This is a genomic window from Marinobacterium sp. xm-d-564, from assembly GCF_013283345.1.
Classification (GTDB): domain Bacteria; phylum Pseudomonadota; class Gammaproteobacteria; order Pseudomonadales; family Balneatricaceae; genus Marinobacterium_E.
In genome coordinates this window covers 135,969-148,566 of record NZ_WBYO01000005.1, presented here as the reverse complement: position 1 = coordinate 148,566, position 12,598 = coordinate 135,969, and the positions used below count along the sequence as shown (strand labels likewise).

12 protein-coding genes are annotated in these 12,598 nt (G+C 50.4%); 5 read left to right on the top strand and 7 right to left on the bottom strand.

Going from position 1 to position 12,598, the window contains the following annotated elements; all coding sequences use genetic code 11:
- Positions 1-12: 12 nt before the first annotated feature.
- The 4 genes from fur to XMD564_RS07355 are packed head-to-tail and all read left to right on the top strand — an operon-like array spanning position 13 to position 2,625.
- Positions 13-423 carry a ferric iron uptake transcriptional regulator gene (gene fur, locus XMD564_RS07370; RefSeq protein ID WP_173480167.1) on the top strand — a complete coding sequence of 137 codons (411 nt, stop codon included), beginning with the start codon at positions 13-15 and terminating at the stop codon, positions 421-423.
- Positions 423-1,469, top strand: coding sequence for an iron ABC transporter permease (locus XMD564_RS07365; RefSeq protein WP_173480166.1), 1,047 nt, complete (start codon positions 423-425; stop codon positions 1,467-1,469). Before fur ends, XMD564_RS07365 begins: the two co-directional genes overlap by 1 nt.
- 2 nt (positions 1,470-1,471) lie before the next feature.
- On the top strand, positions 1,472-2,242 hold the full coding sequence (locus XMD564_RS07360) for a heme ABC transporter ATP-binding protein (RefSeq protein WP_173508055.1): 771 nt from the start codon (positions 1,472-1,474) through the stop codon (positions 2,240-2,242).
- A gap of 23 nt (positions 2,243-2,265) precedes the next feature.
- The gene (locus XMD564_RS07355) at positions 2,266-2,625 is read left to right on the top strand and encodes an outer membrane protein assembly factor BamE (protein WP_173489021.1); all 360 of its coding nucleotides are present in this window, start codon (positions 2,266-2,268) and stop codon (positions 2,623-2,625) included.
- Between the two features lie 27 nt (positions 2,626-2,652).
- Here XMD564_RS07355 and XMD564_RS07350 read toward each other — a convergent pair whose 3' ends face one another.
- Positions 2,653-3,201 carry a YaeQ family protein gene (locus XMD564_RS07350; RefSeq protein ID WP_173508054.1) on the bottom strand — a complete coding sequence of 183 codons (549 nt, stop codon included), beginning with the start codon at positions 3,199-3,201 and terminating at the stop codon, positions 2,653-2,655.
- Positions 3,202-3,350: 149 nt separating this feature from the next.
- Between XMD564_RS07350 and XMD564_RS07345 the strand changes: the two genes are divergently transcribed.
- Positions 3,351-5,465 (top strand): hybrid sensor histidine kinase/response regulator, encoded by a 2,115-nt coding sequence (locus XMD564_RS07345; protein ID WP_173508053.1) that lies wholly within the window; start codon positions 3,351-3,353, stop codon positions 5,463-5,465.
- A 479-nt stretch (positions 5,466-5,944) separates the two neighbouring features.
- Here the strand turns inward: XMD564_RS07345 and XMD564_RS07340 are convergent, their stop codons facing one another.
- From XMD564_RS07340 to XMD564_RS07315, 6 genes are all read right to left on the bottom strand, one after another.
- Complete coding sequence (locus XMD564_RS07340; protein WP_173480160.1) at positions 5,945-7,042, bottom strand: ABC transporter ATP-binding protein; 1,098 nt, start codon at positions 7,040-7,042, stop codon at positions 5,945-5,947.
- Positions 7,043-7,047: 5 nt separating this feature from the next.
- Positions 7,048-7,911, bottom strand: coding sequence for a carbohydrate ABC transporter permease (locus XMD564_RS07335; protein WP_173480159.1), 864 nt, complete (start codon positions 7,909-7,911; stop codon positions 7,048-7,050).
- Positions 7,901-8,800 (bottom strand): carbohydrate ABC transporter permease, encoded by a 900-nt coding sequence (locus tag XMD564_RS07330; RefSeq protein WP_173480158.1) that lies wholly within the window; start codon positions 8,798-8,800, stop codon positions 7,901-7,903. Before XMD564_RS07330 ends, XMD564_RS07335 begins: the two co-directional genes overlap by 11 nt.
- Before the next feature lie 57 nt (positions 8,801-8,857).
- On the bottom strand, positions 8,858-10,102 hold the full coding sequence (locus tag XMD564_RS07325) for an ABC transporter substrate-binding protein (protein ID WP_173480157.1): 1,245 nt from the start codon (positions 10,100-10,102) through the stop codon (positions 8,858-8,860).
- Between the two features lie 89 nt (positions 10,103-10,191).
- Positions 10,192-11,646: an ATP-binding protein gene (locus tag XMD564_RS07320; protein WP_173508052.1), complete on the bottom strand. Its 1,455-nt coding sequence runs from the start codon at positions 11,644-11,646 to the stop codon at positions 10,192-10,194.
- Positions 11,647-11,678: 32 nt separating this feature from the next.
- Complete coding sequence (locus XMD564_RS07315) at positions 11,679-12,341, bottom strand: response regulator transcription factor (protein WP_173480156.1); 663 nt, start codon at positions 12,339-12,341, stop codon at positions 11,679-11,681.
- Between the last annotated feature and the right edge of the window lie 257 nt (positions 12,342-12,598).

Genomic DNA, 12,598 nt, shown 5'->3' with positions numbered 1-12,598 from the left:
ACGAGAACAACTATGTCTTCAAGCAACCAAGAACTTAAAAAAGCGGGACTCAAAGCGACTCTTCCGCGCATCAAGATTTACCAGCTACTCGAAGATGCCAATGAGAATGACCATTGGAGTGCTGAAGACATCTACAAGCACCTCATGCTTCAGGGCGAAGAGATAGGTTTAGCCACGATCTACCGTGTTCTGACTCAGTTTGAAGCGGCCGGTCTTGTTATGCGTCACCGTTTTGAGAACGGCCACTCAGTCTTTGAGCTGGCGTCGGATGACAACCACGATCACATCGTCTGTGTTAAAACCGGTGAAGTTAAAGAGTTTAACGACCCCATCATCAACGCTCGCATCGAAGAGATCGCGAAAGAGCACGGCTATGAGATGACCGGTCGAACTCTTCACATCTACGGCCTTAAGAAGAGCTAATGCAGGCTACGGGCGATCGCTCTTTACAGGCAAAGTTCACCATCTCTCTATTGATGTTGGCTCTGTGCCTGGTTGCCCTATTCAGCCTGACCATTGGCTCATCAAACACTTCTCTCGCCAGCTCACTTTGGGCGTTAATGCAGGGCGAAGCCATCGGCATTCAAGAGCAGGTCATCCTGTTTGATATTCGCGCCCCCAGAACAGTCATGGGCCTATTGGTCGGCGCTAGCTTAGCTGTCTCGGGTGCCATTATGCAGGGGCTGTTCCGCAACCCTTTGGCTGATCCAGGTCTTATTGGTGTCAGCTCCGGTGCAGGTTTGGGTGCCGTGACAGCCATTGTCATAGGTGGGCTGTTACCCATCTCACTCTTAAATAGTATCGGTGGATTTCTGGTCCCAATCGCGGCCTTCTTAGGTGGCTGGGGCTGTATGCTGATTCTCTACAAGATCGCGACGCGTCAAGGCAGAACCTCGGTCGCCGTGATGCTGTTAGCTGGCTTAGCACTCAGCGCCTTTGCTGCGGCACTGTCGGGATTGTTGATCTACTACTCCAACGACAGTCAGTTGCGTAACCTAACCTTCTGGAATCTTGGCTCCATTGCCGGTGCTAGTTGGAGCTCACTGAAAGTCGCTGGGCCGTTGATGCTAATCTCGCTACTGTTAGCTCCGTTACTCGCTTCTGGCTTAAACCGTTTAGCGCTGGGTGAAGCCGCTGCCATGCATTTAGGCGTTTCGGTGCAGCGTCTTAAACGAGCCGCTATCCTACTGGTTGGATTATCCGTTGGGGTCGCCGTAGCCGTTTCAGGTGCGATCGGATTTGTCGGCATCATCGTGCCCCACCTGCTGCGCCTGGTCATAGGACCAAACCATCGCTATCTACTGCCTGCCGCGGCACTGTTAGGCGCTATTGCTCTTATGTTAGCCGACATTCTCAGTCGTACACTGATTGCACCGGCGGAGCTACCCATCGGCATTGTCATGGCGATATTGGGTGGGCCATTCTTCCTCTACCTGCTGCTGCGTAATCGTAATCTGCTGGATCTCTAATCATGATTATCACCAAGGATCTCAGCGTAGGATTCCACCAAACCGAGGTACTGTCGAAGGTCGATTTTCGCGCCGAACCGGGGCAGTTGGTCTCGATTGCAGGACCGAATGGATCGGGGAAAACCACCCTATTAAGGGCACTCTCAGGTGAAATTGATTACCGAGGCGAGATTCATTTTGATGGCGAAAACCTAGCTGATCTTTCACACCAAACACTCGCCAAACGCCGCGCGATTCTACCGCAAGCGACCCAGTTGGCTTTCCCCTTTACTGTGTTGGAAGTGGTACAGATGGCGGACCTAGATCGCCGATCAGAACGTCCATTTCAGGCTCTCCAGCGTGTCGGTTTAGAAGGCTTTGAATCACGTTTTTATCAAGAGCTCTCTGGCGGTGAGAAACAGCGCGTTCAACTGGCACGTATTCTGGTACAAGTCTGGCAGCCTGTGATCGATGTTAAAGCCAACTGGCTGCTGCTCGATGAGCCAGTCTCCTCTTTGGACATCGGCCACCAAATCGAAGTGATGCAACTTGCTAGAGACTATGCCAACGCTGGCGGTGGTGTCATTTGCGTCATGCACGACCTGAACTTGGCCGCGATGTTCTCGGACAGCATTGCACTGTTTGAGAAGGGACGACTGCTGATCCAAGCGTCGCCCGATGCCGTGTTAACCGATGACAATCTTTCAACAGCCTATCAGTGGCCGGTTCGAGTGAATCGGACACCGACTGAGTCCATGCCCTTTGTCCTACCGCAAACGGCTAAACGTGATTAATGTTACTGCTTAAGGAGATCACCATGTTTAGACACACTGCCCTTATACTCGCGTCTCTCAGTATCACTGCTTGTGCTACAGCACCGGACCTTCGGTTTAAAACCACCGAAGAGATCAGCGACCTTCTTATTGAGAAGGACAAAGCAACCATCGAGATGCAGCTCGGACAACCGCGTACCATCGCACAAGAGGGGCCACACACTTGGGTCTGGACCTACCACTCAGACATGATGCCCAATAAGAGCCCGAACCAAGGGAAGTGCGAGCTGGTGATCACCTTCGATGATGACAAACCGATCAAAGCGGTGGTCAACTCGACTGAGTACTCACCCTTTGTGCAGGAGCTGCAGACCTGTAACGATCTGGTGCAACAGCTGCAGTAATCACTGTTGCTTTTATACCGCCGGGTTTTAAGTGGCTGGGTAGATCTGTTGTGGATCAATGGTCGCTGAGCCAGCCTCTGAACTGAACCAGATCTGCCCATCAGTAATCGACGCGCTGATTTGCGCACCGCGCTCGGCCAAGGCGGTTAACGCCTCACTTTGATCCTCGCTGATGCGGTAGATCGTCAAACTCTTATAGCTAGCGACCAACTTTTTCACACCTTCCCACCAAGGGTTGAAGGCCTGATCTGAACCATAGGTGATCAAAACCGTCTTTTGTGAGCGGTTGCACGCCTTCTTCAAACGTTTTTCACTCGGCAACCCCACTTCTAACCAGAGCTCGATCTCATCAGCGTAGCTCTTTAGCCATAGATCGGGTTCATCCTCTTCACAGAGGCCACGGGTAAACTCCAGACGCTCTTGCGCGTTCATCACAAAGGCTAACAGGCGCATCATCATGCGCTCATCTGTCTCCGAGGGGTGTCTGGCAAGTGTTAGTGAATGATCGGCGTAGTAGTTGCGATCCATATCGGCAATTTGCAGAAAGATTTTAAAAACGGTGGAGTTTTGCGCCATATCTGTTCCCTAAAAACAAACTGTCATTAGTGACAGATAAAAAAGTTGTGACTTTATTGGATTTTACTACAAAGCCGTCTATGCTGACTCTAACTGATTGCGAAAGTTGTGTTGTCTTCGCATAGATAAACAAAATATGAGTGCTCTCAATGATCCACATGCTCGACAGCATTAAACGCATCCCTCTCTGGCTGAAAGTCGTCATTCTCGCCATGCAAGGTCTATTCTTTTTTGCGGTAGGGATCACGCTGCAAGGATTCTATTCAGACCACCAAAGACATCTAGCTTATGAGCGAGCGACGCAACAGCAGAAGCTCTATCGCAACAGCATTACCAGACTGGGTGAGTTTCGTGGGCTCTGCACACTGGCGCGAATTGAACCCACACCCTCTAGTGAGCTCATTCAGCTCTGCGAAAGCGCCAGTTTTAACCTAGTCGAAGCGCTGGAAGCGATGGATTACCCAGACGCCGAAATCGATCAGATTCTCTCCGTCGATGGACAGTACTACGAGATCTTTTTAAGAAAGAGTGCCTATTCTGAGCAACTGTTAAAAGAGCTTTTTCAAATCTACCGTGATTCAGGAGTACAGTTGGAAGAGGGCACCCTCTCGTACACAGCCGGCCGAACCATCTTTGTACACCTACCCGATCTGATTGAAAAATTGGGTGTCCTTCGCGGCATAACGGGCTTAGCCAATTCTGGACTGGCTCCACGTAATGCTCTTTACATTGCAGAAGGTCGAGTTACGGAGATCCTTAGCAACACCCGAAACACCATAGAAGCCTTCGAACAGGCCAATGCAAGTAGCTCCCCGTCAGAATTTTTACTCGATTTTGAAATCATCGAACAGCAGATCGTTGAGCACTTTGAGCGATTAGATCGATACCGTTTCATGGAGTTGAAAGATCCAACAAAAGACTACGATCTCGATCTCTTTTTAAAAGCAACTGAGGCCCTTGACGAAATAGAGCAATTGTATGATGTCACTGAAGAGACCTATATAAGCTTATTGGCATCAAAACATGATAGGACCGATCAACTAGCAGGGCGATCCATTCTCTTTGCATTGGTGACTCAGTTTCTTTTAATACTGATATTCCGATTTATGCTGCGCGCCATTCACCAGATTGAAGAGACCTCTGAACAAGCGATGCAAGCCTCTTCATCGCTTGCAAAAACACTAAAGCAGCAAGATAAGATGTTTGCCATCATTGGGCACGAATTAAGAACCCCTGCTGCCGCCTTAAATATGCAACTGAATGAGCTGCGGCTTCAAGATGGGCACAACCGGCGAATTGAGGAGGTACATGCCACGTCCCAACACCTACTCGACGTGCTGGATGATATGAGGGTAGGCACCGATAAATCATTAATCACTGAGAGTCGAGTCGAGACCCAACTTTCGGTCTATCGCATCATTAAAGAGGCTAGCCACACTCTCTACTACACGGCCAATCAATACGGTGTCGATATTCAGGTGCGCGGCAACAGTGATGGGAATCATATTGGTTTTAAAAAACAGATTCGCCAAATCATTATTAATATGACTAAAAATGCCATTGTGCACAGTCAGGGCACTCAGGTCACATTAGATCTAAGTCATAAGGCTTCAGAAGAGGAAACCGAATATCGATTGCAGATCATTGATAATGGCAAAGGCATTCCCGACAAAGATGTTGATCGACTTTTTGAGGCCTTTGAACGAGGCGACACTAAAGCGTCCGGAACCGGTCTCGGTCTGCATATCAGTCGCGAACTTGCACGCAGTTTATCTAATGGAGATTTGGTCTTCAGCCCTAACCCTGAAGGGGGTGCCATCTTTACCCTGAGTTTCACACTCAAACAGGCCAAACACGAAGAAGCAGCAGCAGCAGCAGCAGCAGCAAAAGAGCATGCAATCAAAGGCAAAAAGATACTACTAGTCGAAGATACCGCCACATTAAGAATGCTTGGCAAAACCATACTGACACGCGAGGGTGCCGAGGTGGTTGATGTAGAGAACGGTCAATTAGCCCTAGACGCCTACTCTAAGCAGAGCTTTGACCTAATCATTACTGACATCATGATGCCGATAATGGATGGCTATGAACTGACCGAAACGCTGAGATCCTGGGGTGCAACGCTTCCGATTATTGGGGTTACCGGTGCCACGGTGGGTAATGAGGCAGACAACCTGCTGGCGAAAGGGGCCGATCGAGTGATGCCGAAGCCTTTGAATCTCGACCAATTAGAGACAGCGTTAAAAGAGATAGAGGCGAATTAACTACCCCGTTGGAGCGGTCTTAAAAAGGCCGCGATGCTTTACCGTTCATCGCCTCATCTGCGATAAGGCTCCAACAAGAGCGTTTAGAGAGACTGCACGAACCGTTGGAGCGATCTTGCAAAGGTCGCGATGCTTTACCGTTCATCGCCTCATCTACGATAAGGCTCCAACAAAAAGCGTTAACGAGAGACTGCACGAACTGTTGGAGCGATCTTGCAAAGGTCGCGATGCTTTACCGTTCATCGCCTCATCTACGATAAGGCTCCAACAAAAAGCGTTAACGAGAGACTGCACGAACTGTTGGAGCGATCTTGCAAAGGTCGCGATACTTTAACGCTCATCGCCTCCTCTTCGAGAAAGCTCCAACAAGAGCGTTTAGAGAGACTGTACGAACCGTTGGAGCGATCTTGCAAAGGTCGCGATACTTTAACGCTCATCGCCTCCTCTTCGAGAAAGCTCCAACAGATATAGGGCAAGGTTTAGCAGATACGCTCACCGGTTTGGATATCAAACGCGACCGCTTTCGCCGTATTAACCTGCACCTCTGTACCAGCGCCTGCCGTCATGCCCGCTTTAGGGGAGAGACGTGAGTGAACATCAATGCCGTTCCATTGACCAATCGCCATAGTGTCAGCCCCCATAGGCTCCACAACATCAAAGTCCAACTTCATGCTGTGCAACCAATCCTGATCTTCAGGTGCCGGCTTAGGCTCGGTGATCATCTCTGGACGAATGCCCAACACCACACGATCAAGGCCTTTTGCAGCAATTGCCTCGGCACAAGGCAGTTTTAGGTGATGAGTTTCACCCGCGGATTCAACAACCGCTTGCCCCTCTTTGATGTCGACCTCAATAAAGTTCATCGGCGGCGAGCCCATGAATCCTGCGACAAACATATTGGCTGGGTTGTTGTAGATCTCGTCCGGAGTACCCAACTGTTGCACGATGCCATCTTTCATAACGGCAATACGATCAGCCAGAGTCATCGCTTCGATCTGATCGTGCGTCACGTAAACAATGGTCGTGCCAAGACGCTTGTGCAGCTTCTTGATTTCAGTACGCATCTCTACACGCAACTTAGCATCCAAGTTCGATAGAGGCTCGTCGAATAGGAAGACGCGCGGCGAACGCGCTAGGGCACGGCCCATGGCAACACGTTGACGCTGACCACCTGAAAGCTGGCTCGGCTTACGATCCAGTAGGTGATCGATCTGAAGCAGCTTAGCCACTTCGTTGACGATGCGATCACGCTCCTCTTTAGGGACTTTACGCATCTCAAGGCCAAAGGAGATGTTGCGCGCAACGTTCATTGTTGGGTAGAGCGCGTAGCTTTGGAAGACCATCGCAATGTCGCGATCTTTAGGCGATGCTAGAGTCACATCCTTGCCGGCCAACTCGAGTGTGCCGCTGGTCGCATCTTCAAGACCCGCGATGATATTCATCAGCGTAGACTTACCACAGCCTGATGGGCCTACCAGAATGAGGAATTCACCATCCTGAATGTCGATGTTGATTCCTTTAAGGATGTCTGTTTCACCAAAGGATTTAGTGACGTTATCGATTAATAGAGAGCCCATAATTGTTATCCTTTTACCGCGCCAGCTGTCAGGCCGCGTACAAAATATTTACCTGCAAAGATGTAGACCAACAGAGTGGGAAGCGCTGCAATCACGGCAGCCGCCATATCGACGTTGTACTCTTTACCGCCCATTGATGTATTGACTAGGTTGTTCAGTGCCACCGTGATCGGTTGCGTGCCCGGACCTGAGTAGACCACGCCAAATAGGAAGTCGTTCCAGATCTGAGTGAACTGCCAAATGATCGTAACCGTGAAGATAGGTAGAGATACCGGCAGGAAGATGTGGCGGAAAATCTGGAAAAAGCTTGCGCCATCCAGTTGCGCCGCTTTCACCAACTCAGTCGGCACAGAGACATAGAAGTTACGGAAGAAAAGCGTTGTAAACGCAACCCCGTAGATGACATGCACCAGAACCAGACCGGTCACCGTGTTCGCCAAGCCCAATTCAGCCAGTAGACGCGCCATCGGCAGCAGAATTACCTGAAACGGAATGAAGCAACCAAACAGCAACATACCAAACATTAGGTCGCTGCCGCGGAAACGCCACTTCGAGAGCACGTAGCCGTTCAGCGCACCTATAACAGTCGACAGAATGACGGCCGGAACGACGATCTTCACACTGTTCATAAAGAAGGGTGCCAGACCCTGACACTCGGAACCGGTACACGCACTGCTCCACGCTTTGATCCAAGCGTACAGGGTTGGATCCTGTGGCAGTGCCAGTAGGTTACCGCTACGAATCTCTTCGATGTCTTTAAACGAGGTTGTCAGCATCACATAGAGCGGCGCTAGGTAGAACAGCGCAAAAGCGAGCAGACAGCCATAAATAAATAGACGACCTAAGTTAAATGAACGATTAGCGACCATTTTTTCCACCTCGTAGTTCTGAGTAGAGGTACGGCACAATAATCGCCAACACACCCATCAACATAATCATCGCACTGGAGGCACCCACACCCATCTGCGCTCGGTTAAAGGCGTAGGTGTACATAAAGTTAGCCGGTAGGTCAGACGCGTAACCCGGACCACCGCCAGTCAACGCTTGCACCAGGTCAAAGCTCTTAATCGCAATGTGAGAGAGAATGACAATCGCACTGAAGAAGACCGGACGCAGAATAGGCAGAATCACATACCAATAGGCTTTCATCTTGCTCGCGCCGTCAATCTCAGCTGCTTTAATCAAGCTGTCGTCAACACCACGAAGGCCCGCAAGGAACATCGCCATAACAAAACCACTCGACTGCCATACCGCTGCAATCACGATGGTGTAGATCGCCATGTCCTGCTCAACCAGCCAGCGGAACTCGAAGTTCTCGAAGCCTAAATCACGGACCAGTTTCTCAAGACCTAGACCTGGGTTGAGGATCCACTTCCAGGCCGTACCCGTGACCACAAACGAGACCGCCATGGGGTAGAGATAGATGGTACGCAGCGTACCCTCTAAACGAATTTTTTGATCCAGTAGGATCGCTAGGAACAGACCTAGCAGTAACGAGACCGCGATAAACAGAACGCCAAACACTACCAGGTTATTCAGAGCCACATCCCAGCGCGGGTTAGCAAACAGCTTGGCGTATTGATCAAAGCCGACAAAGTCCCACTGAGGCAACATTCGACTCTTGGTAAAAGATAGCGCTCCGGTCCAAATCATAAAGCCATACATGCAGACCAACATCACCGCGGTGGTGGGGGCTAACACAATTTTTGGCAATAAGGACTCTAGCGTCATTGGCTTTTTAGCCTTTGACACACTCATCGTGAATCTCCTAAAAAAATAAATAAGAGCCCCCAGGGTTGAGGGCTCTTGGTCGGATTACATCGCTGCTTGGATAGAAGCGATTAGCTGAGCTTTACCCTCAGCAGCCGACTGATCTGAGTTGAAGAAGTTAGTAGCGGTATCGTAGATAGCACCAGAAACGGCTTCAGGGACAGCCATACCGTGCGCGAAGCTTGGTACTAGACCGCCAGTTTGTGCAGAAGATACAAAGGCATCCATTGACGCGTGTGCACAGCTATCGAACTCGTCACGAGCCATGCCTAGACGTGCTGGAATAGACCCTTTGTTAAGGTTGAAGACTTTCTGGAAGTCCTGACCTAGGATCTGCTTAGCCATCTCTTGTTGAGCTTTCTGTGCGTCAGCATCAGACTGCGCGAAGAAGGCAAAAGAGTCGACGTTGAACGTGAATGAACCTGACGTGCCTGGTGCTGCAACACATGCGTAATCAACGCCTGGTGTCTTACCCGCAACCGTGAATTCACCCTTAGCCCAGTCACCCATGATCTGCATGGCTGCTTCACCATTGATGACCATTGATGTCGCAACGTTCCAGTCACGACCTGGAGAGTTCTCATCGATCAGACCGCGGATCTCACCGAATACGCGGAACACCTCTTCAGTGGTTGCGCTGTTAAGAGCGTCTGCATCTAGCTCAACGAATGCTTTCTGGTAGTACTCAGGACCGCCAACACCAAGCACAACGGCTTCAAATACAGTCGCGTCCTGCCAAGCTTGGCCACCGTGCGCTAGTGCAATGTAGCCAGCGTCTTGGATCTTTTTAGCTTGAACTAGAAAATCGTCCCAAGTGGTTGGGATGGTAGCGCCCGCTTTTTGGAAGATCTCTGGGTTAGCCCACAACCAGTTTACGCGGTGTACGTTTACTGGAGCCGCTACGTATTTACCATCGTGCTTCATTACATCCGAAACCACACCAGGTAGAAGTGCATCCCAGTTGTTCGCTTTAGCGACGCTGTCGATGTCTGATAGGAAACCTAGCTCACCCCACTCTTGGATCGATGGGCCTTTGATCTGTGCTGCAGTCGGTGGATTACCCGATACTGCACGTGACTTAAGAACGGTCATTGCGTTCTCACCGCCACCACCAGCAACTGCGAAATCTTTCCAGCCCACACCCGCTTCAGTCAGTTTCTCTTTTAGGTATGCAACCGATTTCGCTTCACCGCCACTTGTCCAGTAGTGAAGAACTTCTACGTCAGCAGCTTGTGCTGCAGTTGATAGTGTTGCTGCAGCTACGCATGCAGCTAAAGTACGTTTGATCATTGAGTAAACCTCTTTATTGTTGTTTATAGGTAAGAATACCTAGGGAACCTGCGGACAGATTCACTAAAATCAATATAACAACTTGAGTCTTACGCAGAGTTTCGTTCTGTTACAAAGTGTGACAATGGAAAACGAAGCTCAACGATCAAACCGCCCCCTTCACGATCAAGCAGCTCAATACTGGCTCCGTGCAGCTGGGCAATCGACTTAACAATGCCCATGCCCAGACCGACATGAACCGATGAGGGCGCTTTATCGATGCGATAAAAAGGCTCAAAGACTCGCTGCTTCAATTCATCACTGAGACCCGGGCCTCGGTCACACACCTGCACCACCAACTCATTGTCTTCCGGCTCTTTATGGCCAAAGATCTCGACTCCACGCCCGTAGTGCAACGCGTTATCGATCAGGTTAGTAAACAGGCGTTCAAGCGAGAGACGGCGACCCTCTAAGACAAACTCATCGGGCAGTGTCGCAGAGCTGGGCAGCCCTTCGATCTCTGCACTGGCAAGGGCTGACTCAATCACCTGTTTCAGATCGATCTGTTCGCTATTCTCGTGAATGGCGCCATCTTTAATCATCTGCAAGGACGCTTTGACCAGCAGATCGACGTTCTCAATGTCGCCGATCAGGTTATCACGCAGTTTATCGTCATCAATCATCTCAACCCGCAAGCGGGCGCGTGTCAGAGGGGTTTTCAGATCATGGGAGATTGCGGCAAACAGCTTCTCACGATCGGAGATGAACTTCTCTAGCCGTTGCGCCATCTGGTTAAAGGCACGAATCGTTGTCTGCATCTCCCGCGTACCCTCGGCCGGAATCAGAGAGGGGGTTTTTCCGCGCCCCAGAGCATCTGCCTCACGAGCCAACCTTCGCAAGGGTCGAACAATACCGGCAACCAGCAGGGTCACCAACACAACCACGGTCAATGTCACAGCGACTAAAGAGACCAACCGCTCAGACTCAAACAGAGTACTGCCCATGAAATCCCCACCGGGGAATACAGTGGCCAGATAGACCCACTCGTCCGGGTTTAATTTAAGCTGCACAACAACGACAGGGCTGTCATCACCGGGATCTAACAGGGCAAACCGCTGCCATTTGGGTGGCAGCTGCACCATTAGGTTGTCATCAGAGAGAATGCGAAGATTCGAAAACGCTACAAACTCAACGGCAAAGTCTTCAGATTTATAGGCTAATTGGCGGGCTGCATTCTGTTTTACACGCTCACCAACAAGCTGCTGCAGCTCAGTGTTGGGCAAGGTCTCTAGATGAATCTTTTGACTGTTAATCGAGACAAAGTAGCGCGTGCCGCCCATATCGCGCAGCTGATCGAGTACGATGTGTCGATATTCACGCGGCAGTTTAGAGAAGAACTGAATCGTTTGACCTATGCGCGCCCCCATCACTTCCGAGATCTCGACGAGACGCTCGCGTTCTGCCTGTTGAATCTGGCGTGTCCAGACATAAGAACTGACCGCCTGTGCCACTAAGACACCGATGATCAACACCAGAGACATGCGTGCAATGATCGACTTAGGCATCAGCCGATCGCGTAGGCGGGACCAAAAACCGATCATTTTAGAACCAGGTGGTACCCTTTGCCGCGAATGGATTTGATCGTCTCATCCTCGCTGAAGGGGGTCAATTTGGTGCGGAGTCGACTGACTAAGGTATCAATCGAACGATCTTGCGGAAGCGCCGCATGCCCCTTAAGCTCCATGCTGAGCTGATCACGGCTGATGACACCGTCATGGCCATGCAGTAGCGCCAACAGATCAAACTCAGCCCCAGTCAAACTAAGCGCTTCACCATTGACTGACACGGTTCGTTTCGCCCTGTCTAACAGTAGAGTAGAGCTAGCAGTTGGTGATTCGACGGGGGCGGATCGACGCAGCAGCGCTTTAATGCGAGCCAACAATTCGCGAGGGTTAAAGGGTTTACCCATGTAATCATCTGCACCCAACTCAAGACCCAGGATACGATCCACATCGTCACTGGCAGCGGTGAGCATAATGATCGGCAAGTTGGAGTCCTGACGCAGAGTACGACAGAGAGCCAGTCCATCCATGCCCGGCAAACCGACATCAAGAATCAACAGCTCGGCAGCACTGTAGTCGCCCTCAAGCAGCGCTTCAGCCGACTCAAACGCAAGTACCGTGAAACTGTTTTTCTCTAAGTAATCCGAGAGCAGTGAGCGTATCTCGTGATCATCATCAACGAGTGCAATGACAGGCATGTAGGGTAACTTCCTAATTGTTATCTTTTTACTCTAACGAGAAACACTTACGAGAGCTAGCCTTACTAAGTTCACCACCAAATTACCGTTGGAGCGATCTTGCAAAGGTCGCGATTCTTTCAATCCCCATTCGCCTCATCTTCGATAAGGCTCCAACTAAGTGCATTGAAGGGGTACTGCACGTACTGTTGGAGCGGTCTTAAAAAGGCCGCGATGCTATTTGCTTTCAACAAAAAACCCCATAGCCTAGGCGATGG